General features: G+C 37.7%; 20 protein-coding genes and 1 tRNA gene. 7 read left to right on the plus strand and 14 right to left on the minus strand.

Features of this window, described 5'->3' with window-relative positions; all coding sequences use genetic code 11:
• Nucleotides 1-15: 15 nt before the first annotated feature.
• Nucleotides 16-954 (plus strand): malate dehydrogenase, encoded by a 939-nt coding sequence (locus GOQ17_RS10345; protein ID WP_159637302.1) that lies wholly within the window; start codon nt 16-18, stop codon nt 952-954.
• Between the two features lie 83 nt (nt 955-1,037).
• Nucleotides 1,038-1,481, plus strand: a complete 444-nt coding sequence (locus GOQ17_RS10350; RefSeq protein WP_159637303.1) for a retropepsin-like aspartic protease — start codon at nt 1,038-1,040, stop codon at nt 1,479-1,481.
• A 2-nt stretch (nt 1,482-1,483) separates the two neighbouring features.
• On the opposite strand, the gene GOQ17_RS10355 is transcribed toward GOQ17_RS10350, so the two are convergent.
• The 9 genes from GOQ17_RS10355 to GOQ17_RS10395 form a co-directional block, all read right to left on the minus strand.
• Nucleotides 1,484-2,359 carry a glycerophosphodiester phosphodiesterase family protein gene (locus tag GOQ17_RS10355; protein ID WP_159637305.1) on the minus strand — a complete coding sequence of 292 codons (876 nt, stop codon included), beginning with the start codon at nt 2,357-2,359 and terminating at the stop codon, nt 1,484-1,486.
• A gap of 10 nt (nt 2,360-2,369) precedes the next feature.
• Nucleotides 2,370-2,966 (minus strand): histidine phosphatase family protein, encoded by a 597-nt coding sequence (locus GOQ17_RS10360; RefSeq protein ID WP_159637306.1) that lies wholly within the window; start codon nt 2,964-2,966, stop codon nt 2,370-2,372.
• Complete coding sequence (locus GOQ17_RS10365; RefSeq protein WP_159637307.1) at nt 2,967-4,403, minus strand: FGGY-family carbohydrate kinase; 1,437 nt, start codon at nt 4,401-4,403, stop codon at nt 2,967-2,969. It lies immediately after the preceding gene.
• Nucleotides 4,404-5,846, minus strand: a complete 1,443-nt coding sequence (locus GOQ17_RS10370; protein WP_236537122.1) for an FGGY-family carbohydrate kinase — start codon at nt 5,844-5,846, stop codon at nt 4,404-4,406.
• A gap of 12 nt (nt 5,847-5,858) precedes the next feature.
• The gene (locus GOQ17_RS10375) at nt 5,859-6,860 is read right to left on the minus strand and encodes an NAD(P)-dependent oxidoreductase (protein ID WP_159637308.1); all 1,002 of its coding nucleotides are present in this window, start codon (nt 6,858-6,860) and stop codon (nt 5,859-5,861) included.
• A gap of 28 nt (nt 6,861-6,888) precedes the next feature.
• On the minus strand, nt 6,889-8,115 hold the full coding sequence (locus tag GOQ17_RS10380; protein ID WP_201288603.1) for an MFS transporter: 1,227 nt from the start codon (nt 8,113-8,115) through the stop codon (nt 6,889-6,891).
• A gap of 119 nt (nt 8,116-8,234) precedes the next feature.
• Nucleotides 8,235-9,155, minus strand: coding sequence for an endonuclease/exonuclease/phosphatase family protein (locus GOQ17_RS10385; RefSeq protein WP_159637310.1), 921 nt, complete (start codon nt 9,153-9,155; stop codon nt 8,235-8,237).
• A gap of 22 nt (nt 9,156-9,177) precedes the next feature.
• Nucleotides 9,178-10,569, minus strand: a complete 1,392-nt coding sequence (locus GOQ17_RS10390) for an FAD-dependent oxidoreductase (RefSeq protein WP_159637311.1) — start codon at nt 10,567-10,569, stop codon at nt 9,178-9,180.
• A 27-nt stretch (nt 10,570-10,596) separates the two neighbouring features.
• On the minus strand, nt 10,597-11,871 hold the full coding sequence (locus tag GOQ17_RS10395) for an MFS transporter (RefSeq protein WP_159637312.1): 1,275 nt from the start codon (nt 11,869-11,871) through the stop codon (nt 10,597-10,599).
• A 320-nt stretch (nt 11,872-12,191) separates the two neighbouring features.
• On the opposite strand from GOQ17_RS10395, the gene GOQ17_RS10400 reads away from it, so the two are divergent.
• From GOQ17_RS10400 to GOQ17_RS10410, 3 genes are all read left to right on the plus strand, one after another.
• A complete protein-coding gene (locus GOQ17_RS10400) occupies nt 12,192-12,956 on the plus strand; it encodes a DeoR/GlpR family DNA-binding transcription regulator (protein ID WP_159637313.1) in 765 nt (254 codons plus the stop codon).
• 485 nt (nt 12,957-13,441) lie between these two features.
• Complete coding sequence (locus GOQ17_RS10405; RefSeq protein WP_159637314.1) at nt 13,442-16,486, plus strand: SusC/RagA family TonB-linked outer membrane protein; 3,045 nt, start codon at nt 13,442-13,444, stop codon at nt 16,484-16,486.
• A gap of 4 nt (nt 16,487-16,490) precedes the next feature.
• Entirely contained in the window at nt 16,491-18,254 is a 1,764-nt protein-coding gene (locus GOQ17_RS10410) for a RagB/SusD family nutrient uptake outer membrane protein (protein WP_159637315.1), read from the plus strand.
• 278 nt (nt 18,255-18,532) lie between these two features.
• Here GOQ17_RS10410 and rplT read toward each other — a convergent pair whose 3' ends face one another.
• From rplT to thrS, 4 genes are all read right to left on the minus strand, one after another.
• Nucleotides 18,533-18,877: a 50S ribosomal protein L20 gene (gene rplT / locus GOQ17_RS10415; protein WP_085471261.1), complete on the minus strand. Its 345-nt coding sequence runs from the start codon at nt 18,875-18,877 to the stop codon at nt 18,533-18,535.
• Between the two features lie 99 nt (nt 18,878-18,976).
• Nucleotides 18,977-19,177, minus strand: coding sequence for a 50S ribosomal protein L35 (gene rpmI / locus GOQ17_RS10420; protein WP_159637316.1), 201 nt, complete (start codon nt 19,175-19,177; stop codon nt 18,977-18,979).
• A 40-nt stretch (nt 19,178-19,217) separates the two neighbouring features.
• Nucleotides 19,218-19,742 carry a translation initiation factor IF-3 gene (gene infC, locus GOQ17_RS10425; RefSeq protein ID WP_394350607.1) on the minus strand — a complete coding sequence of 175 codons (525 nt, stop codon included), beginning with the start codon at nt 19,740-19,742 and terminating at the stop codon, nt 19,218-19,220.
• 48 nt (nt 19,743-19,790) lie between these two features.
• The gene (gene thrS / locus GOQ17_RS10430; protein ID WP_159637318.1) at nt 19,791-21,716 is read right to left on the minus strand and encodes a threonine--tRNA ligase; all 1,926 of its coding nucleotides are present in this window, start codon (nt 21,714-21,716) and stop codon (nt 19,791-19,793) included.
• A 203-nt stretch (nt 21,717-21,919) separates the two neighbouring features.
• On the opposite strand from thrS, the gene rlmF reads away from it, so the two are divergent.
• Nucleotides 21,920-22,798, plus strand: a complete 879-nt coding sequence (gene rlmF / locus GOQ17_RS10435; protein ID WP_159637319.1) for a 23S rRNA (adenine(1618)-N(6))-methyltransferase RlmF — start codon at nt 21,920-21,922, stop codon at nt 22,796-22,798.
• Between the two features lie 112 nt (nt 22,799-22,910).
• Nucleotides 22,911-23,252: a hypothetical protein gene (locus GOQ17_RS10440; protein WP_159637320.1), complete on the plus strand. Its 342-nt coding sequence runs from the start codon at nt 22,911-22,913 to the stop codon at nt 23,250-23,252.
• A 51-nt stretch (nt 23,253-23,303) separates the two neighbouring features.
• Here the strand turns inward: GOQ17_RS10440 and GOQ17_RS10445 are convergent.
• Nucleotides 23,304-23,377: transfer RNA gene (locus GOQ17_RS10445), tRNA-Asn, on the minus strand.
• Nucleotides 23,378-23,428: the final 51 nt, after the last annotated feature.

Raw genomic sequence — 23,428 nt, forward strand, 5'->3', positions numbered from 1 at the left:
TAATCCTCTTTAAACATGAAAATAACGGTCATTGGAGCAGGTGCTGTAGGTGCTACCACTGCAGACAACATTGCTAGAAAGAATTTTGCTGAAGAAGTCATTTTATTGGATATCAAAGAAGGTTTTGCCGAAGGTAAAGCACAAGATATGATGCAAACTGCCGCCTTATTAGGCTACGATACCAAAATAAAAGGTGTAACCAATGATTACTTGCAGACAGCGGGTTCGAGTATTGCAGTTATTACTTCCGGTATTCCACGAAAACCAGGTATGACTCGTGAAGAATTGATCGGCACCAATGCAAATATCGTAAAGGGTGTAGTGGAAAATCTTGTGAAATATTCACCAGAGATTATTATTATCGTCGTATCGAATCCTATGGATACGATGACATATCTAGCTTTAAAATCTTCTGGTCTTCCAAAAAATAGAATTATAGGTATGGGCGGAGCATTAGACTCATCACGCTTTAAATATCAATTGGCTACAAAACTAAATGCGTCGTCTGCAGATTTAAATGCGATCGTCATTGGTGGACATGGAGACACGACAATGATTCCACTGGTTAATAAAGCTACTTGGAACAGTATTCCAGTAAAAGAATTTCTTGAAGAAGATGAGAAAAATGAAATAGTACAAAAAACAATGGTTGGCGGTGCTACATTGACAGCATTGATTGGAACATCAGCTTGGTATGCACCAGGTGCTGCCACAGCAGCTATGGTCGAAAGTATTGCGCTGAATCAAAATAAGCTGTTCACCGCTTCAGTGTATTTGGAAGGTGAATTGGATGAAGACGATATCTGTATCGGTGTACCTGTGATTATAAATAAAAATGGTTGGGATAAAGTTGTTCCTATTCAATTGGATGAAGAGGAAAAAGCAAAATTCAAAGCCAGTGCAACTGCAGTTCGAGCGATGAATGCTGTATTAACAGAAAGCAATATTATCTAATTTTATTAAACTAACTTTCTATTATATTTGAGAGGACTTCTTAAGGTAGTCCTCTTTTTATTTAGCTATACAAACATTATTACATGAAGATTATTCCATTCGAAATTTTAACCTTGCAACAAGAAGGATTTCACATCATCCTGCATATCGAACTATTAGAAAAGAAATTTAAAATGGTATTGGATACAGGAGCATCAAAGACTGTTTTGGATCGAAATACATTGCTAGAAGCAGGAATTGACGAACAAAAATTGATTGAAACCAGTATACTTTCTTCGGGATTAGGAACGAATGAAATGCAGTCTGCTATGTTTACCCTTCCCTATTTAAAAATTGGCGATTGGGAATGTAAAAAATTTGAAGTAGCTGTATTAGATATGTCTACTATTAATTATGCATATAGCCAAATAAATGCTGATCCCGTAGTAGGTGTACTAGGTGGAGACATTCTGTACAAGTATGGTGCCGTAATTAATTATAAGAAAAATATTCTTCAACTGAATGAAAGACAACAGAAGAAAAAGTAAAGCTATTTTATAGCTTTACTTACTTCGATTGGGAAATCGGATTCTAAAATATTTGCTCCATCGGCGAATACATCACGATATTTTTGAGCTCTTTCCTCTAAAGTTTGAAGTTTATCGTAAGTCGGTGCTGAAGATATCATACACATTACTCCTTTTTCACTAAGGAAATTATACATATCCTGATTTGATTGCTTAATATCTGGACCTATATATACAATCATCCGATTATACGGTAAGCCAGATTGTTTAAATTTTTCTAATGCAGCCTGATCTTTGATATGCATGGATAGATATTGATTTGGATTTTTATCTAAATAAAATTTCGCTTGATCAACATTATGAACTGTCACCCAAACCCAATTATATGCATTATGTTTACGAATAATATCTGCAGTAGTCTCTAGAGGAAGATCTTTTTTGTCAAGATTCAAAATGGTTTTACCTTTTGCCCATTTTATCATTTCATCCAATGTATTGATTCTATATTTTGTGATATTTCCCTGAGCATCTTTGAGTCTTAGTTTTTTAAGTTCTTTCCATGTGTAATCACTTACTTTGCCCGTACCAGTAGTCGTTCGATCTAAAGTTGCATCATGAACCATCACAGCCACACCGTCTTTTGTTAATCGAGGATCTACTTCGAATATAGCAGGTGTATGTTTCAAAACTTCCTTCATAGAAATGATAGAATTTTCTGGCAACCCATTTTCAATAGTACCACGATGACCACTTATTATTTTTTTATCCTTTGCGTAGGTGAAATATGTATACATTTCACCTATATCCTTGAAATGTAATTTATTCTTTTTTTGTGCGTAAATATTTGTGACAGGCATAAGTAGCAATGCAACTACTATCGTTTGGATTATTCTTTTCATAGATAATAATTTAGGCATTTAATTTTAACAGTTGGATTTCATCCGAATTCACTAATTTCAATAAGGTTAATGCTGAGTTTTCTTGCACTATTCTTCTATAATTTTTGAGCGGAATTCCGAGTTTTGAAGCTATAAAAAAACGATTCACACCGTTGTGTCCTACGATGAGTACTGTTTTACCTGAATACTTTTGAAGTAAATCATCATAGAAAGAATTCAATCGTTCGACCACTTCGCGAGCAGATTCACCAGTCATTCCTGCTTTATTATTTTCAGGATCAGATACCCAATTAGTCCATGAAACAGGATCTTCAGCTTGAAATTCTTCGGGTCTTTTCCCCTCCCAAGATCCGAAATCCACTTCAATCAATCTGTGATCAGTTATTACCTCATGTGAGCCTCCCGAAGCTATTTGAGCTGTTGTCCTTGCTCTAGTTAGAGGAGATGAAAATACAGCATCAAAATTATATTCCTGCAGTAAGTCCTGCATCCTTTTCGCTTGAGACAAACCTCTATCGGTCAGTTCAATATCCGTTCTACCACAGTATTTATTTCCATCGGCATTATAAGTCGTTTCACCATGCCTAAGCAAACATATTGTTACCATCTACAAATAGCTTAGTTCTTTTAATTTATTAATAAATTTATGATACTGCTTATCATATGCCTCTCTTAGGCTCTTGTCTGGATATACAGTTTTTTCAATACTTGTCATAGCTTTTGCTGCTTGTGTCACTGAAGTGAAATATGTTTGTGATGCAGCCATGATAGCAGCTCCTAATGCTCCACTTGATTCTTTGCATTTATAAATTGGAACATTAAGCACTGAAGCACGTATTTTTAACCACACATCACTATTACTTCCTCCTCCAGCAGTATATACCGCAGTCACTTTTTCATTTGAAAGGTCTTCTATTATAGCATAAGCCAATTTTTCTACAAAAGCAACACCTTCAAGATTTGCAGTATACAACATTGTTTTATCAGTCACTTTAGGCTCAATTTTTCGTGCATTAGCAGCCATAATTGGATATCTTTCACCCTCTTGCTTCAATGGCCAAGCCAGCAAACCTGTCGGAATCAATGCTTCTGCTTGCGCGTTTAGCTGATCTAATTGTTCACCTTGAAAATCCAGTGAAATCCAGTCAGCACCCGTATTGCTCGCACCACCAGGCATCCAATAGCCTTCTGGATGGCGATGACTGTATAGTCTCCCAAGCGGATCAATAACTTGATTTTTTGTAACTCCTTTGATGACAAGCGTCGTTCCGATCGTGGTATTCCAATCTCCAGGAGAAACGGCTCCAGACGCCATCTGACTCGCGCATCCGTCAGTAATTCCTACCACCACATCCAATTCGTTTACCCCCCAACGCTTAGCGAGTGTTTTATCTAATTTACCCACCACCGAACCTGAAGGAACAACTTCCTGCAGCCAATCCTTCTTCAAACCCAATTCGGTAACCAAAAATTCCGTCCATTGCAATTTTTCCAAATCATAAGCCGACTTGAGCACATTGGTGTAATCCGTGACACGATAATGTCCACTCAATTTTCCGACGATATAATCTGAAGCATGTACCCATGTCGCTATCTGCTCAACTTGATTCGGATAAGTTTCTATATACCATAGCATCTTGCTAATGCCACTAGAAGCATTGAACCCTGTATAAGCATTGGGATTGATACGCTGCGCCAGTTCTTTGATTCGCTTCCCCTGCTCTGCCGAACGTGGGTCACTATACATGATGGCCTTGTGTAAAGGAATATTCTGCTTGTCTAATGGAATGACTGTACCTGAAGTGGAAGTCACCGAAATAGCGCGAATAGCCTTTTTATCCACTTCCACACTTAAATTTTGTATGATATCATCGATAATATCCACACAATCATTCCACCAAATATCGGGCGATTGTTCTTCCCGAAAACCTTCATCCAACGAAAATTTTCTTGCTCCAGCACCCACTATTTCCCCTTTCTCATCAACAAGAATAACGCGCGCTCCTTGCGTACCTACATCAACACCAAAAAAATACGTTCTCATTTACGACACTTGCTTGAAAGTTTTACGTGCATTTTTCCATTCCAAATACAATCGCTCGAACGTATCTCTATCTTGAGGGAAGGTTTCTTCTAATATTTCAGGCGTCTTATTCTCCAAATGTAGTGCATCATTACAAATGAAAGCGCCTCCTAACACAGATGCCTGACGGAATGTATCGCGAATACGGATACTTTTGCCTAATAAGTTAGCCAAGTATTGACGCAATGCCCTGCTTTCTACTCCACCACCACATGCCCAGATATAGCTTTCTTTGTGCGCTGATACATCACACAAAAATTTATAATTTTCGTAAATAGAACAAGCAATGTCCCACAATATCGAAAACACAAAACTTCCACGTGTCAATTGATGCGAAACAGGTGCATTAAAAATAAATCCGCCCTTAATGACAGGCTCCTCTTCGTCTGCAATCAATGAGCCTAATGAAGCAACACATTGAAAATAGGTCGTATCTTTCAACTCCTTTTCGATCACATCATACCCTTCATTTGGATAGAATATTTCTTTCAAACGTTGATAATTCAACCCTGTAACTCCAGCGTTAGCCTCCAAAATAAAACTTTCTTTATCAACATGTCTACTTGTCCATGTACGTTGATCGTCATCTTTTTCGTAATCTTTTACGATTTTAATGATCGGTGTTGTCGTGCCTGAAACAATGACAACATCATTCGCTGAAGGTTCCATACTACGAATAGCCAATTGTGTATCTCCACCGCCTACTACGACTACCGCAGCTTTATCGATACCATATTCTTCTGCAATATTGGCTAATATAGATCCCAAAATTGTTCCTGAATCTTTGACTTCGGGCAATATAGAAGCAGACAACTGAAATAAAGAAGGTAAAACTGCTGACCACGACTTTTTCTCTACATCATATAATAACGTTTCGGAAGCTTGCGAATGTTCATAACATGTAACACCTGAAAACTTAAACTGAATCCAATCAGATATACTCATGACACAAGCTACCTGTTCGAAAAGATCAGGATACACTTCACGCAAGCCGACCAGTTTGAAAGCTGAAAATAAAGAGGTTGGGTAACGTCCAGATAATTCATACACCAATTCTTTATCCTGCAAATCCTTCTCCCATTTACGTCCTCTGTGGTCAATATTTGGCATACCCAACAAGGAGTTTCCTTTCTTATCGATGACGACAATACCTTCACGTTGGCTTGTAGCGGTGATTGCCTTTATCGTAATATCTCCGGATTCGGAAAGCGCTTCTTTTGAAAGATTATTTATTTGCGTCCATAATTCATTTGGTTCAAAATATATGGATTCTTCATAATTCGTATCAGTAATATAATGTACATTTTCGCGTTTGATAGATAAAATCTCTCCATCTATACCTACGACGCCTACCCGTGCATTTCCCGTACCAATATCTACAATAAGATGTGCCTGCTTACTCATTATGTTTTCTACTTATATAGTCTCTAATATTGCTTTATTCACAAATTGCTTAATGGTTTTGTTCCCATTATGAAAAAATTCCCTAATGTTATTATTCATAATGAATGCATGATGATCTTCCACCTCATGCGTAGCTCCCGCTATATGCGGTGTAGCAATAACATTTTTATTCAAAATCATTTTATAATCTATCTCATCTGGTGGTTCATTGTAGAATACGTCCAAGACTGCACCTCTAATTTTTTCATTTTCAATGATTTCCAACAAATCATCCTTATTCACGACTACAGCGCGAGCGGTATTCACAAATATCGCATCTGACTTCAGTAACGATAAATAACGTTTATCAATCATTCCTTTGGTTTCCGGAGTCACTGGAAGATGTATCCCTACAACGTCACATACCGTGAATAATTCTTCTAAATCCACCTTTTTGAAATCCGCATTGGGATCTGTATAGTAAGGATCGTAATAATAGATGTGTGCAGGAAAATCCTTCAACATTCGTGCAATATATTGTCCTACAGCACCAAAACCTACCATACCTACTTTTTTACCCGCTAATTCATTTCCTTTAAATTGCAGATAAGAGGTATGCGCACCTTCACCCCAGTTTTTACCTTCCAACCAATTGATAGCCGGAATCGTATTACGCATCAAGGTGATAACATTAGCGATAAACATTTCAGCTACAGCTTGCGCATTACGAGCAGGTGTATTGAACACTGGAATTCCCAATTCTGTAGCCACTTTTAAATCAATATTGGATGGTGTACCTCTACAAATACCTACAAATTTAAGGTGAGGATTCGCATACAATACTTCAGCAGTTATTTCATCATGTTCAGAAATCAATCCATCAGCTCCCGTTTCTTGCAATAACGCCATTAACTCTTCAGGATTGTACGCCCTTCCATTCGGTTTCCAAGATCTATAAACCACCTCGTCAAACAATCCTTCCAATTCTCTCAAAGCACCCTCATTCTCATAAGGAGCTGTAAGTAATACTTTCATAATATTCTGATTTCTATATATTTTAAAATTAATTTTCTTCGGCTTTTTCTAAGGTAATGAATCGTGTAAGTACAGCACTCAATATGTATAATCCTGCCAAAATCCAGATTACCCCCTCTCCCCCAATGACACCAATCAAAAGACCTACCAATGCAGGGCCAACAAATACAGGTAATCCTGCGCCCAGATTCAGGATTGCCATTGCGGCTCCCTTATCCTCTTTGACTAATGAAGGCACTAAAGCGGATAACGGAACATACCCTGCTAATAATGCTCCCCATGCAATACCACAAGCCATTACCGCCCAATAACTTCCATCAAACCATACGGGTGAGTAATAAAATAAAACCGTAGTGATGGCACAACCAACCCCACCAAACCAAATAATGGTATTTTGCCAACCTAATCGATCTCCTACTAAACCGAAAATCAAATTAAAGATGATATTACTTGTAAAAATTGTACCCCAGATCTGAAGCCATTCTTTCATTTCGAATCCATGTTCAGCCATGTACATCGGCAAAAACACAGGGAAAGCAAATTGAGCTGTCGTATTGATAACACGGACTATACCACCTAACAAAACTTTAGGTTCTTTCTTTACTATGGTCAACCCATTGATTAATTCTTTAGCTTTTGATTTGTTAGCTGTATTTGTTTCAAATTTTTCCTTATTCAATATCAAGGCAAAAAACGCACCTACAAGAACCCATAAAATAGAACTCCACAACGTATTATTATACCCAACACGTTCCAGTGCCCAGCTGGAATAGTACGCCCCCAAAACATTTAACCCTCCGGTGAACACAAACCAAAACCAACCTACAGCTGCACTTAGCCTATCTTTTGGCGCTTTATATGTGATCCACACCATAAATGAATATGCGAATAATGGATAGCCAAATCCTCTTATTGCATAAAATATCAACATAGCTGTGTAATCCAATTTAGCCATCCCCATCCCCACAAAACCTATCGTACCGATGATATAGAGCAGTACACCCATCCACATGGATCTTTTCGGGCCATAACTTTCCGCCAGTACTCCTGAAAACCAGGATGATATTGCTATGGTAATACCATACACCGTGAATAAGCTTGCAGATTGCTGAATAGACATTCCGTGCTCAATGAGATAGGGGCTCAACCAGCCTTGCTCTACGCCATCTCCCATCATAAATATTAGGATTCCAAGATATCCCCATTTCAAATTATCAGGCAATCCTACTTTGTTAAAAATTGATTCGTTTTTCATAAATGTTTTTTATTAGGCATTATGGTTATCGACACTAATATAATTATTTTTAATAAAAAAAAAGGTTTTTAAACAAAAAAAAGATAATTATACAAGCTTAGTAAGATTACTTTTTCAATTTACAGCTCAAATTCAGCCATTAAAAAATAGTGGTCGCTCGGATAAATACCTTTATAATTATCTTTAATTATGTGTGATTCTTTTGCTTGAATTGGCCCTTTTGAGAATATATAATCTATCTTTTTGGCTCGAGCCGCTCTTTCTTTATCCTGCGGTTTAAATCCATGTGTAGTTCCTTCCAGTTTACCTGTAAATGAATCCAACCAACCTTTTTCCAACACATCAGCTATCACCTTAGAGGTGGGATGCGCGTTAAAGTCGCCCGTCATAATTTGAATAAAATCATCTTGATATTGCGCAGACTCTTTCAAGACCACTTGAATTTGCTGGATTTTAGCTTCTTCTTTGACGTGATCCAAATGGAAGTTAACGACACGAAACTGCTTTCCTGTCTTTTTATCCCGCAATCGCACCCAGAATGCATTTCTTGCCCGAGCAGATTCCCAGGATATACTTCCTGCTTCCAACGGATTTTCAGACAGCCAATACCCTCCTGCCGTAAGCAATTCAAATCTCTTCTTTGAGAAGAAAATTGGATTTTTTGCAATACCATGATAGCCTTCCTTGTACCTATCCATCTCTGGACCATCAAACCCTATCCCAAAGTAATCTGCTAATCCATCTTTTAAATCCTCAAATTGATTCACCAAAACTTCCTGAAAACCAACCACATCAACCTTTTGCTTTTTTATTATTTGCAAACAAGCTTCTCTTCTTGTTTTCCATCCATTCCCTACTTTTTCATCATCCGGAAGATCTACACGAATATTACAACTCAACACCCTCAGTTTAGCCTTATCGACAGAAGAACCGGTGAAAGCTTGTGTCATTTGGGGAGTAACTAAAGAAGCTACCGACAATAAAGCCATTTGTTGCAAAAAGCCCCTTCTATTCGAAGTAGGCTTTTTATTTTCACTCATATACATATATACTACAAATAAGTTAAGAAACTAACTCATCTTCGCCCAAATATGCTCCTGTAGCCAATAGCTCTGCGCGCAATTCGTTGACATCAATCTGATCTGGTGACACACCTTTACGCACTGCTATTTTTGCTGCTCTACCGGCCGCTTCCCCCATCGCCATACATGGTGCCATGACACGAATCGCAGACATCGCTTCATGTGTCGTCGAGATGGATCTACCTGCAACTAATAGATTCTTAACTTTTGCAGGCACTAATGAACGGTAAGGAATATCATAACTATCACCACACCACGTCAAGGTACAGCCACCACCCTCTGGATGATGAATATCCAAAGGATAACTTGCTACCGCAACAGCATCATCAAAACGACGACATGATAAAATATCATCCGCAGTCATCACATACTGCCCTACAATTCTTCTCGTCTCACGAATACCTAAAAATGGCGCCATCTTAGTAAAATGAGAAGCCTCAAACCCAGGGACATACTCTTGTAAATAACGTTGAATTTCTTCTACTTGTTTACGGCCTTCAATTTCACCAAAAGTTAAACTCTCCGGATTAGTACCATCCACACCATTGATACGCGACATATTGACCCACACCTCTCCTTCACGTAAGCCAGTGATCAAAATAGTACGTTCAACAGGCAATTTATAACCCGCTTGACGCGCTTTTTCCATAACTGAACGCAAGCCAACAACGATAAATTGATTATTCTGTCCAAAATATTCTGCAGGGATAAAATCCGTCAAATATGTACGTGGCTCCTCCGCAATAGACATACGCAACTTCTCGGTGTCGACACCTGCCATACAAAACATCAACGTAGGTGGTTGAGCTCCTCCGACTTCATTCCCTTGTTCACATTCTACACCAGCTTTGAAGGCTACATCCGCATCACCCGTACAATCAATAACAGTTTTTGCTAAGATCACTTCTCTACCCGATTTACTTTCGATAATCACCCCTTTGATGCTATCACCTTCCATCACCACACCCGAAGAGAACACATACAACAATACTTTTACTCCAGATTCTTCCAATGCCTGTAAACCAACATTTTTTACAGCTTCTGGTTCTACCAAAGTCAAACTCATATGTAGCGGACATGGCCTATGCTCAGACGCGGCATCAACTGCTTTCAATTTATCAATAAATTTCTGTGGCAATCCTTTTATGATTTGATTTCCTTTTTGGCCCAAAAAACCTAAGATAGGTAGACCAATAGTCATATTTCCACCCACAAAACTGCGGTTGTCAATTAATGCTACATTCAAACCATCTGATGCAGCAGCTTGAGCTGCAATAATTCCAGCTGGCCCACCACCTACAACTAATACATCGACCTCCAGCCTTACAGGAATCTCACGTGCTGGCTCAAGTACAGTTTTAATTTCGCTCATATCGTATTATTTTAAATATCTATTATCTTAATTATTAACTTCTACAACTACTTTAGCATTAAGCACTTTCTCTCTTTTCACCATAGTCCACAAAATGACCACCGCAATAGGATGCATAAAAGCCATCACGAAAAAAATGGTACTTGCATCAACAGAGCCGATTATCTGTCCTACAAAATAATTGAACAACACTGCCCCCAACGCACCAAAACCTCCCGCAATACCCAAAACAGATGCTACATTTTTCACAGGGAATGCTTCTGCAATCACAACACTCAGTGTAAACAACCAACTTAAACATGCAACAGCTACTAAAGCAAAAATTAATATGGTCATAAACGGGTTATTTACAAATGTTGTCAAGCAACATAAAGGAGCTAACACCGCAACACTTGTCAACATTATTTTACGCGCTAAAAGAGGCTCTTTGCCATTTCGCACCATTTTATCCGACCATGCTGCCGTCCCAATAGCACCAAGATCAGCCACCAAAAAAGGAATCCATCCAAACATACCTATTTGCGCTAGTGACAAACCCGACTCTTCTTGCAGATAACCTGGCAACCAAAACAAACAGAAGTACCAAACTGGATCACTCACAAAGCGAATTAGCAAAATACCATACAAAGATTTAGTACTCCACAATTGCCCCCATGTAAAACTTTTCCCAGCATCCTTAACAGGATTTTCCTCTTCGACCTCCTTGACAATTTCTGCTGGTGGCTCTACATATATCAAAAACCACAATAAGGCTATAATCAACCCAACAATACCTGCTACTATAAATACCGTATGAAAATCATACTTCATCGCCAACCAAGCAACCAAAGGAGGTGCAATAATAGCTCCAATAGAACTACCAGCAACACACAAACTATTCGCTGTAGCTCTCAATTTACCAGAAAACCATATTGTAACTACTTTCAATTGCGCAGGAAAATTGGTAGGTTCTGCAGCACCCAAAAGCCCTCTAAAAAACAAAAATGAACCAAAGGTCCTAGACAATCCGCCACCAAGACAAGCTATAGACCAACCAATAATACCACCCAACATCACTCTTCTCTCCCCCCATTTATCCACCATCCATCCAGCTACAGGATACATCAATGCATAGAATACCGTAAAAACATTCAACACAAGCGCATAACCATCATCGCCCAAATCATATTCTTCCTTCAACATCGGTTTCAGGATGGAAACAATCTGTCTATCAAAATAATTGAAAACTATAGCTAAAAAAATAACAGAAATTATGAACCATCTACGGCTTGAAGGCTTTATAGGCAATGTATATTTTGACATAGGTTTATATTAAAATCAGCTATCTACTTGAATACCCTTAACCAAATATAGAAATAAAAAAATAAATAAAACAAAAAAAAAGTAAATTAAATATTTTTAAACACCTAGTCACAACCATAATTGTCAGACACAACACTGTTAAAATTCAAACTTTCTCATATTTTTCTACCATAATACATTTGACAAAAAACATTGATTTCATCTAAATAATAACATAAAAAGCTAAAATAAAAACGAAAAAAAAGATTTTTTAATATTTTTACTTTTAGCATCTGATTTAACTTTAAATGTTTAATTTCGTAGAAATTAATGTTATATGTATGAAAAATATCACCGATAGACACGAATACATACTTAAGAAGATTAAAGAAAATAACAAAGTTTCAATTTTAGAGCTTTGCGATGAGATGAACGTCTCTAGCGTCACGATTAGAAAAGACCTCAAGCTATTAGAAGAAAAAAATTTGTTGTTTAGAACTAAAGGAGGCGCTTCTAACACAAACCCATACGCAGGTGATAGACCTATTTTGGTTAAAGAATCGATCAATTCGGATGAAAAAAATAGAATAGCTAGAAAAGCTGTTGAGATGATAGAAGACAACGACTCCATAATGATTGGATCTGGAACAACCGCTTACGCAGTAGCAAGACACCTGAATCCAGCGGATCGAATAACAGTCATCACGCCAGCATTGAAAGTCGCACTGGAACTCTGCAACAAGCCTAATATTGAAGTATTACAGCTCGGAGGCTTAATTAGACCAAACTCTTCATCAGTCGCTGGACAATATGCCATGCGTATTTTAGAGGATGTTTCATGTGGTATTTTATTCCTAGGAGTAGATGGTATTGATTTGGAATTCGGAATAACCATCAGCAACATTACAGAAACGACACTCAATCAAAAAATGCTTACCACCACACAAAAGGTTGTTATCCTAGCCGACAATACAAAATTTGGAAAACGTGGATTAGGCAGAGTGTGCGCCGTAGAAGATGTAGATTATATTATTACAGACAACAAAACTTCAAGCAAACATATCGCAGCATTAGAAGAAATTGGCATAAAAGTAATTGTGGCATAAACATAATTACATGTACCACTTGAATATCGCCTTAATCTGAGAAAGATTAAGGCGATATTATTTTAGGGCTATAATCCAAAGGAACATCTTTCATCCTTACCACCACAAATCAAAACGCACTATATAATAAACACACTAGCCCACCTAAATCTCCTATTTACACCCAAAAACAACATCTTATCAAATCCTAAGCAAAAATACTACATAAAAATATTAATATTCAATAAAATAAAACATTTTTAAACACAACAATAAAAGTAAAATAAATAACAAATGATACATCAGGAATTAACCAACTTAATCATAGAGTAAAAATATTTTAATAATATTTTTTTTTATATAAAAACATTTTTTTTAATTTCGAAAAGTTATTCAATATAACAGAAAGATAACCTTATTAAAATTCAAGACAACATAACCTTAGCTTAACATTAAGGTTACAAAAAACTAATTGTTTTGAAAAAACATTTAAACCAAACATCTGAATGAAAAAAGAATTCTTTATTCTATTTACATTGAGCTTTTTACCACTTTATTTTTCTTTCGCTCAAACGAAGAATATAACTGGAAAAGTAAAAAATGTGAACGGCGATGCGCTACAAAGTGTAAACATCACCGTAAAAGGTAGAGCGAATGCCTCTACATTAACCAATTCTGTTGGAGAATTTCAAATTCAAGCAAACGAAACCGACATTTTAATCTTTTCTCTTATCGGCTTTTCAAATCATGAAGAAGCAATAAATGGAAAAAGCAAGGTAGATATCGTGATGACTGAAGATCAACAAAACTTAGATGAAGTTGTTGTCGTTGGATATGGCACACAAAAAAAGGGGAACTTGACAGGATCTGTATCGCTAATTCAAAGCGAGCAACTCGAACGTAGACCTAATCTCTCCACCAGTACAGCTTTGCAAGGTCTGGCACCAGGCGTCACGGTAACATCGCAAACGGGTTCACCAGGTGGCGATGGGGGACAAATTCGCATTAGAGGGATTAGTTCTTTTGGCGGTTCTGACAGCTCGCCATTGGTTATCATTGACGGAGTAGCTGGCTCATTAGACAATCTAGACTTTAATCTGATTGAAAATATTTCGATCCTGAAAGATGCTGCCTCTTCGGCTATCTATGGGTCGAGAGCTGCAAATGGGGTAATATTAGTGACCACCAAGCGTGCAAAAGACAAATTAGCTGTGGACTACAAGGGTTATACCGGTTTTCAAGAACCAACGGCAATACCATCTGTATCTGATGGATTCACATTGATGCGCATGATAAATGAAGCTAATATCAATGATGGAAATCAAATCACTTACAGCGATGCTGATATTGAAGAATTTCGTAAACTTTATAATGCCGATCCATCGAATTTTGATTGGCAACGCGCCATCCTGACGGAATCTGGTTTCACCCAAAATCACTTCTTAGGCTTGATGGCAAACAGCGGAATTATCCGCGTGGCGCCTTCATTTAGCTATTCTACACAGGATGGATTATTGAAAAATACAGGATTTGTTCGTTATACTTTCCGCAACAACATGGATATCACTCCTAATGATAAGGTGAACATCAAAATCGATGCCTCTGTAACAAACAGAAACCGCACACAAATCGCAAGTGAAGGGACGATCTGGAACTACCTAGGCCGTATGCCTACCAACCTTCCTATACGTCATCCAAATAGATTATGGGCTGAAGGTTGGGTGAAAAATAATCCCGTAGCTTTCATCGAAGAAGGGGGAAATCGTAAAAACAACAATTTAGAATTTTACGGTAATATTTCCTTGAATTTGACCCCTATAGACTGGTTAAGTGTCAATGGAACCTTTGCGCCACGATACGAAACTAGAAATAGACATACTTTCACAAAGAGTGTCAATGTGTATGACCACAATGGCGTGTCACAGGGTGCTGCCAATACATTCACAGATTTAGAAGAGACATCATATCGCGATTTTTACGGCAGCTACTACTTAACGGCTACCGCAGAAAAACAATTCGGTAATCACAGTTTTAAATTAATGGGTGGTGCTTCACGCGAATCCTTTCAAGACAAATTCCTCATGGGCTACAGACGGGATTTTATCTACGACACCTATGAAGTATTGAACGCTGGAGCTGACAATGAAACAAAAGGTAACAATGGAGCTGTAGATGAATGGTTGTTGGTGTCCGCTTTTGGTCGATTCAATTATTCATTAAAAGACAGGTATCTTTTCGAAGCAAACATACGTCACGATGGAAGCTCTAGATTTGGCAAAAACAACCAATGGGCTACTTTTCCATCATTCTCTGCAGGATGGAGAATTTCGGAAGAAGAATTTATGCAATCGAGCAAACATATTGTTAATCAATTAAAGCTACGCGGTTCATGGGGGAAGTTAGGTAATCAAAACATTGGCAGAACGTACTATCCATTTACATCCGAATTAGCTGTAGGAAGTATTTCGATGAATGGAGAGGTACAACCAATAGTGACTTTGAATGATATGGCTAATGCAGATTTGAAATGGGAAGAAACAACAATTTCGGATTTGGGATTAGACGCACAATTTTTCAACAAACTATCCTTTACATTCGACTGGTACAACAAAACCACGGATGGGATCCTAATGAAATTATACATTACACAGTTAGCTGGTCTGAATGCCCCTTTTCAAAATGCAGGTAAAGTAGAAAACAAAGGCTGGGAATTAGCCACACGTTATGACGATAAATTTGGGGATTTCAAATTAGGAGTTGGATTCAATATTTCGGACGTTAAAAATAAAATCCTTGATATGCGCAATACAACCGATGGCACATTCCTAAGACAACAAACAGGCTATGCTATCAATTCTATTTATGGTTATATTGCTGATGGATATTACCAAAGCAAGGAAGAAATTACAAACGGTCCAACACAATTTGGCACATTGCAACCTGGTGATATTAGATATAAAGATATTGCAGGCGCCTTTGATGCCGACGGCAATGCTATTGCTGATGGCAAGATCAATGATAACGACAAGGTCATAATAGGTAACACGATACCGAGATATACCTATGGATTTAATTTAGATTTAGCATACAAAGGAATACGCTTGAGTGGATTTTTGCAAGGCGTAGCGAAAGCGGATGGTTATTTAAATTCACATTATGTGGTTCCGCTAGCCAACGCAAGCGCCGTAAAACCTTGGCAAGAAGATTATTGGACTCCTCAAAATACGGATGCAGTATTACCACGCTTATCACACGTATCAACTAATAACACCCAGAATTCAACATTTTGGATGAAAGATGCATCATATTTGAGACTTAAAAACCTTCAAGTTGGCTATGAAATACCTACTACTTTCCTTTCTAAATTAAAAATTGGTAAAGCATTCATCTATGCGAACGGCCAAAACCTATTTACCAAAACAAATTTTTATGAAGGATATGACCCCGAAGTGAATTATGACACAGGAAGCAATGATGGTGTTTCATTAGGCGGTGGTAATTATTATCCTCAAGTAAAAGTATACACATTTGGTATTGATTTAAAATTCTAAGAAAATGATTAATAGAAAACACATTATATTAAGTCTAGCTCTTCTGACAGGAATGAATTTTATGTCTTGTGAGATTGATAAAGAACCGTTGAATGGACCTACCGTTGGCGCCTTTCCTGTCAATGCAGAAGAAGCTGAATTTGGACTATTAGGCGCGTACAAGGCATTGACATTATTGGATGCCAGCAGCACTCCATTTGCGCACGTGATTGACAATGTCACGGATGTGGGCTATGCTAGACCAGGAAACAATTATACTCCTGCCATTACCAGCTCCTATACGACTGACAATGCTTTTGCCATCAAACCTTGGGCAGCTCATTACAAAACGATAGGTAGAGTACATACCGTTTTAGACAATTTAGAAGCGTTAAAAGACAATACGCCTACCGAAAAATACAAACAACTAGATGCGGAATTGAGATTTGTAAGAGCTTACGCTTATTCGCAGCTCATAGAATTATATGGTGATGTACCCTTGTTGACAAAAACATTAGAATTGAACGAAGCGGAAACCATCACCAAAACACCTGTTGCTCAAATTCAACAATGGATCATTAATGAACTGACTGAAGTGGCTAACGCATTACCCATAGCCCAATCGGCATCTGGGAATGTTAGAGCAGGACGTGTCGCAGCTTATATGTTAAAAGCCCGTGTAGCCTTGTACGCAAAAAAATACGATATAGCCATCGAAGCTTCTTCTAAAGCTATGCAACTAGCAGAAGGTGTGTATGCACTGACTCCTTTTAATACGAGTCTTCAATACGCAGGAAAAGATCATACAGCAGGGGAACCTAACGTCACCAATATATTTGGTCACGAAGGATTTAAATCCAGTAAAGAGTGGATTTGGGTTTTTGAATACAACATGAATATTGATGGCAATTCGCACAACCAACAATATTACGCAGCATCTAGACTCGGAAAAGGTGTAGCCTACTGGGGTCCTACGCAGGATTTCATAGATTCTTTCCAAGCTTCGGATGGTCTACCTATTACCCAATCGCCACTGTACAATGAGGATAAACCTTTTGCAAACAGAGATCCTAGATTGGATATGTATTGTGTACGCCCGGGGGCAAGATTTCTAGGCTATCAATTCGAAATGAACACATCATTTAAAAATGTATCAAATTATTGGCCAGTAATTAATGGTACAGCTGCCACTCCAATAAATGTAGCTAACACGGATCAATCCAACGCAGCACGTTCATACAGTGGTTACTTATGGCGCAAACATTGTGACATTGCAGACATCACCTCTACTTCCGTAAATGGCAGGAGCGACCTAAATATTGGCATTTTCCGTTATGCAGAATTACTTTTACTGTATGCTGAAGCAAAAATTGAAGCGAACCAAATCGATGCAACGGTAGCGGAAGCGATTAATAAAATCAGACGTCGCGCAAATATGCCAGAAATAGCTTCTAACTTGCCGCAAGCAGATATGCGCAAAGCACTACGCTATGAAAGAAAAATTGAACTAGCGAGCGATGGTTTAAGATGGTATGATATTCGTCGCTGGGGTATTGCGCAGGACATTATGAATGGTACGCTCTACTTGAATCGCGATGCTAAAGGCTGGAAAAAAAATGCGATAACATCTATTGACGCCAATTATAGCCCAAAATACAACAAAACAGAGGCAGTTAAATATTTTGGAACACAAAATACGGTCTACAAACTAAACAAAGATGAGTATTGGCCAATACCTTCTGCTGAAATATCCGTTCTTCCAAAAGTAGAACAAAACCCAGGATATTAATCTGGTACAGCATAAAAAGGATTGCGGGAATGATACTATGCCCCGCAATCCCTTTTTTTTTTATTTGATTCCCTCTAAATTCCCTCATTCCAATTTAGTTACATTTTCAGCAACTGCATTATCAAAAGTCACTTCTGTACTGCTATAGATTACAGTAAGGTAAGCCTATTTTATGGAACAATAAAAATTCGCTTCAAAAAAAATATCACCAAAACAAAAAAGGAACTCTCACGAGTTCCCTTTATATCTAACAAATTGATAGCGGTTTAAAAACTAAATTATTTTACTGCATCAATAACTGCTTTGAAAGCATCTGGATTATTTAAAGCTAAGTCAGCTAAAACTTTACGGTTTAAGCCAATGTTTTTAGCGTTTAATTTACCAATCAATTGAGAATATGAAATTCCGTGTTGACGAGCACCAGCGTTGATACGTTGAATCCATAAAGCTCTAAACTCGCGTTTTTTGGTTTTACGGTCGCGGTAAGCGTACTGTAAACCTTTTTCTACTGTATTTTTAGCAATAGTATATACTTTGCTACGTGAACCGAAATAGCCTTTAGCTAATTTCAAAATTCTTTTTCTTCTTCTTCTCGAAGCTACTGCGTTAACCGAACGTGGCATATTTTTAAAAAATTAAATTTGGTATAAGGCGCTGTGTATCTCAACTAGCTTACAACCTGATACCCGGTTATAAAATATTGTTAATTGTGCTGAAAACGATTATTTACCAATCGCTAACATGCGTTTTACGTTACCTGTATCACCATCAGAAACTAATGCTGTATGAGTCAAGTTACGTTTTTGTTTTGTAGTTTTCTTAGTCAAGATGTGGCTTTTGTAAGCACTTTTTCTCTTGATTTTACCTGTTCCAGTCAATGCAAAACGTTTCTTAGCGCTGGAATTGGTTTTTACTTTTGGCATAATACTTATTATTTTATATCAATCTGTTAGAATATCTTTTTTACTTTTTAGTTCCTTTAGGAGCCAAAGTCAAGAACATACGTTTACCTTCCAATTTTGGCAACAATTCCACTTTACCGTATTCTTCCAAAGCCTGTGCAAAACGTAACAACAAGATTTCACCTTGCTCTTTGAATACGATAGCACGACCTTTGAAGTGTACGTAAGCACGAACTTTCTCACCTGCTTCTAAAAAGCGCATCGCATGCTTTAATTTGAATTCAAAGTCATGTTCGCTAGTATTAGGTCCGAAACGAATCTCCTTAATAACCGTTTGCTTAGCATTCGCTTTGATTTCCTTTTGTTTTTTCTTCTGCTCGTAGATGAACTTGCTGTAATCTACAATCTTACAAACAGGAGGAACTGCGTTTGGCGAAATCTCTACTAAATCTAACTCCAACTCATCCGCCAATTCCAATGCCTTACGCGTAGGATACACTCCTGGCTCAACATTATCACCCACTAAACGTACTTCAGGCACACGAATAAACTCGTTAATACGGTGCTCTGGTTCTTTCTTTTTCATTGGTGGTCTTGGACCACTAGGTCTTTTTAATGCCAAATGTTTAAATTTTTAAACGGTTATTTCTTTTATTAATAAATCTCTAAATTCGTCTGCAGTCATAGAACCTAAGTCTACTGACCCATGTTTGCGAACAGAAACTGTGCCACTTTCCATCTCTTTTTCCCCTACAATCAACATGTAAGGCAATTTTTTAACTTCAGCGTCACGGATTTTGCGTCCCACCTTCTCGTCTCTAAGATCGATCAGACCGCGAATATCGGAATTATTTAGCGAATCTAAAAGATTTTGAGCATATTCTTCATATTTTTCTGACACTGGCAAGACGATAAATTGCTCAGGCGCAAGCCATAACGGGAACTGACCACCACAGTGTTCAATTAATACCGCTACGAATCTTTCTAATGAACCAAATGGAGCACGGTGAATCATCACAGGACGGTGTTTTTGATTGTCCGAACCCGTATATTCTAACTCAAAACGCTCAGGCAAGTTGTAGTCTACTTGAATCGTACCCAACTGCCATTTACGTCCTAAAGCATCTTTCACCATGAAGTCCAATTTAGGACCATAAAATGCGGCTTCACCGTATTCCACGACAGTTTTCAAACCTTTTTCTGCTGCCGCTTCGATAATTGCTGTTTCGGCTAATGCCCAGTTTTCATCCGAACCAATATACTTAGAACGGTTTTCAGGGTCTCTTAGCGACACCTGTGCTGTATAATCTTCAAAGCCAAGAGCATTGAAAACGTATAATACCAAGTCAATTACTTTTTTGAACTCGTCCTTCACTTGATCAGGACGACAGAATAAGTGTGCATCATCTTGTGTAAACCCACGTACACGCGTCAATCCATGTAACTCACCTGATTGCTCGTAACGATAAACTGTACCAAATTCTGCAAAACGAACTGGCAAATCCTTGTATGAACGAGGTTTTGTTTTGTAAATTTCACAGTGATGCGGACAGTTCATCGGTTTCAAGAAAAATTCTTCACCTTCTACAGGGGTATGAATCGGTTGAAATGCATCAGCACCATATTTCTCGTAGTGACCTGATGTGATATACAAATTCTTATTACCAATATGTGGTGTGATTACAGGCTCGTAACCTGCTTTCAACTGTGCTTTTTGCAAGAAGTCTTGCAATTTCTGACGCAAAGCAGTTCCTTTTGGCAACCACAATGGCAAACCTGCTCCCACTTTTTCAGAGAAAGCAAATAATTCTAATTCTTTACCCAACTTACGGTGGTCACGTTTCTTCGCTTCTTCGATGAATTTCAAGTACTCTGTCAATTCAGAAGCTTTAGGGAAAGTAACACCATAAATACGTGTCAATTGTTTACGTGACTCATCTCCTCTCCAGTAAGCACCTGCTACATTTGTTAATTTGATAGCTTTGATGAACCCTGTATTAGGAATATGTGGACCACGGCACAAATCCGTGAAATTTCCTTGTGTATAAAATGTAATAGAGCCATCTTCTAGATCTTTAATCAAATCTAATTTGTACTCATCACCTTTTTCTGTAAAATAGTCTAACGCTTCAGCTTTCGAAACAGCTTTACGTGCAAACACTTCTTTCTGTTTTGCCAATTCCAACATCTTGTCTTCAATTTTTTTGAAGTCATCAGATGAGAAATCCATATCGCCAAAGTCTACGTCATAGTAAAAGCCTGTTTCGATATTTGGACCAATACCAAATTTAATTCCCGGATAAAGAGCTTCTAATGCTTCAGCTAACAAGTGAGCAGATGAATGCCAAAAGGTCGCTTTACCTTTATCGTCATTCCACGTTAACAACTTGACATTTGAATCTTGCTCAATCGCACGAGAAGCATCCCATACTTCACCATTTACCTCAGCAGCTAATACATTTCTAGCTAATCCTTCCGAGATAGACAACGCCACTTGCATAGCTGTTGTCCCTTTTTCAAACTGACGAACCGAACCGTCAGGTAGTGTAATGTTAATCATCAACAATTATGATTTAAAAATTTTGAATTTAATAATGCTGAATTTTAGCTACAATGCTTACAAACACACTGCATACCTACTAAAATCAGCGAGGTGCAAATTTACTAATTATTTAACCAAATAGAGAAGGATGTGAAAAATGAAAAGGTGTTGACGCTGATTTCTAATAATAAGAGTACCTTTGAGGTGAAATTACAGAATACATGCATAAAAGAAATAAGCACATACACGGATATGATTTAAAAAAGCTCAAAGCGGCATACAAAGGTTTGAGCCATCATATTATACAACTGAATGATAAAGACACCATCGACTTTTCGAATCCAAAATCAGTTTTCGAATTAAATAAAGCACTCCTAATAGCAGATTACAAATTAAAATTTTGGCAACCAACAGCTAATAGCCTTTGCCCTGCTGTACCTGGGCGAGCAGATTATGTACATCATTTAGCAGATTTATTAGCTAAAAGCAATAACGGTGAGATTCCGACAGGAAAAGATGTCAAAATTTTAGATATCGGAACTGGCTCAAGCATCATCTATCCCGTTATTGGTGCGCAAGAATACAATTGGGATTTCGTAGGAACAGAAATTGATCGTGCATCCGTACATCAAGCTGAGGTCAATGTCAACAAAAATATTTGGTTGAAGAAAAAAATCAAATTACGTTTTCAAGATGATCGCGAGAAAATTTTAGACGGCATTATCTTTCCAGAAGATAAGTTTGACGCCATTATGTGCAATCCACCATTCTTCAAATCAAGAGAAGATAACTGGACAAAAAGCACCAAAAAATTTCAAAACCTTAAAAAAGGAACTGACTCTCCAACGGTACAAAACTTTGCAGGTCATCCGAATGAACTTTGGTGCCCTGGAGGCGAGAAAGCTTTTATTACACAATTGATTTACGACAGTCAGAAATACAGAAAGCAAATTAACTGGACTACATCATTGGTTTCAAGCAAAGAACACTTAAAACCATTAATATCTGTCTTGGAATACCACAAAGCAGCCCAAATCGAAATTATCGAAATGGAGCAAGGTCAGAAGAAAATGAGAATTTTGGCTTGGCGATGGGAATAAAACTAAAAAGCTTTCAGACGAAACTCTGAAAGCTTTTTTAATGCAAGAGCGATTGATAATGTAGCACTATACGATCTACATTCGTTTATATACAACTAACAAAACATAAATTATGCGAATTTTATTCATCCTAATTGCACTTGCATTTTCATCAAGCTGCAAAGAATCTAAAGAAAACACTACAGAAATCCTTTGTCACCAAGAAATGAAAACAAGGTTTGAAAAAGAACTTAAATGCACGGAAAAAGACATAATGGAAGTAAACCTATATTCTGGACTTTATAATGGTGAGAATGTGTATTTCACGATGACGATGTGCCCAGCATGCAATACAACTCCTCCTCAATATGGTTATAGCTGTGACGGCACAAAAATCTCCATTTCAAATTTCAATACTAAAGTTTCAGAAATAAAAGAAATTTACAACAGCTGTACGAAACGCTTTTCGGAATAAAAATCCTTAAAAAGCAAAAAAACCTTTAGAAATCTAAAGGCTTTAATTTTGCTCTCCCTCTTGGGCTCGAACCAAGGACCCTCTGATTAACAGTCAGATGCTCTAACCAGCTGAGCTAAGGAAGAATTTGAAACTTTACAGTTTCTGGTTAAATCATGATGTCAAGTTTTCATACT

It is taken from the genome of Sphingobacterium composti, from assembly GCF_009829075.1.
Taxonomy (GTDB): domain Bacteria; phylum Bacteroidota; class Bacteroidia; order Sphingobacteriales; family Sphingobacteriaceae; genus Sphingobacterium; species Sphingobacterium composti.

Excerpts from the sequence above, each read along its gene's own strand:
- GOQ17_RS10345 (WP_159637302.1), top strand. The coding sequence starts at position 16 with ATGAAAATAACGGTCATTGGAGCAGGTGCTGTAGGTGCTACCACTGCA.
- GOQ17_RS10350 (WP_159637303.1), top strand. The coding sequence starts at position 1,038 with ATGAAGATTATTCCATTCGAAATTTTAACCTTGCAACAAGAAGGATTT.
- GOQ17_RS10355 (WP_159637305.1), bottom strand. The coding sequence starts at position 2,359 with ATGAAAAGAATAATCCAAACGATAGTAGTTGCATTGCTACTTATGCCT.
- GOQ17_RS10360 (WP_159637306.1), bottom strand. The coding sequence starts at position 2,966 with ATGGTAACAATATGTTTGCTTAGGCATGGTGAAACGACTTATAATGCC.
- GOQ17_RS10365 (WP_159637307.1), bottom strand. The coding sequence starts at position 4,403 with ATGAGAACGTATTTTTTTGGTGTTGATGTAGGTACGCAAGGAGCGCGC.
- GOQ17_RS10370 (WP_236537122.1), bottom strand. The coding sequence starts at position 5,846 with ATGAGTAAGCAGGCACATCTTATTGTAGATATTGGTACGGGAAATGCA.
- GOQ17_RS10375 (WP_159637308.1), bottom strand. The coding sequence starts at position 6,860 with ATGAAAGTATTACTTACAGCTCCTTATGAGAATGAGGGTGCTTTGAGA.
- GOQ17_RS10380 (WP_201288603.1), bottom strand. The coding sequence starts at position 8,115 with ATGAAAAACGAATCAATTTTTAACAAAGTAGGATTGCCTGATAATTTG.
- GOQ17_RS10385 (WP_159637310.1), bottom strand. The coding sequence starts at position 9,155 with ATGAGTGAAAATAAAAAGCCTACTTCGAATAGAAGGGGCTTTTTGCAA.
- GOQ17_RS10390 (WP_159637311.1), bottom strand. The coding sequence starts at position 10,569 with ATGAGCGAAATTAAAACTGTACTTGAGCCAGCACGTGAGATTCCTGTA.
- GOQ17_RS10395 (WP_159637312.1), bottom strand. The coding sequence starts at position 11,871 with ATGTCAAAATATACATTGCCTATAAAGCCTTCAAGCCGTAGATGGTTC.
- GOQ17_RS10400 (WP_159637313.1), top strand. The coding sequence starts at position 12,192 with ATGAAAAATATCACCGATAGACACGAATACATACTTAAGAAGATTAAA.
- GOQ17_RS10405 (WP_159637314.1), top strand. The coding sequence starts at position 13,442 with ATGAAAAAAGAATTCTTTATTCTATTTACATTGAGCTTTTTACCACTT.
- GOQ17_RS10410 (WP_159637315.1), top strand. The coding sequence starts at position 16,491 with ATGATTAATAGAAAACACATTATATTAAGTCTAGCTCTTCTGACAGGA.
- rplT (WP_085471261.1), bottom strand. The coding sequence starts at position 18,877 with ATGCCACGTTCGGTTAACGCAGTAGCTTCGAGAAGAAGAAGAAAAAGA.
- rpmI (WP_159637316.1), bottom strand. The coding sequence starts at position 19,177 with ATGCCAAAAGTAAAAACCAATTCCAGCGCTAAGAAACGTTTTGCATTG.
- infC (WP_394350607.1), bottom strand. The coding sequence starts at position 19,742 with ATGAAAAAGAAAGAACCAGAGCACCGTATTAACGAGTTTATTCGTGTG.
- thrS (WP_159637318.1), bottom strand. The coding sequence starts at position 21,716 with ATGATTAACATTACACTACCTGACGGTTCGGTTCGTCAGTTTGAAAAA.
- rlmF (WP_159637319.1), top strand. The coding sequence starts at position 21,920 with ATGCATAAAAGAAATAAGCACATACACGGATATGATTTAAAAAAGCTC.
- GOQ17_RS10440 (WP_159637320.1), top strand. The coding sequence starts at position 22,911 with ATGCGAATTTTATTCATCCTAATTGCACTTGCATTTTCATCAAGCTGC.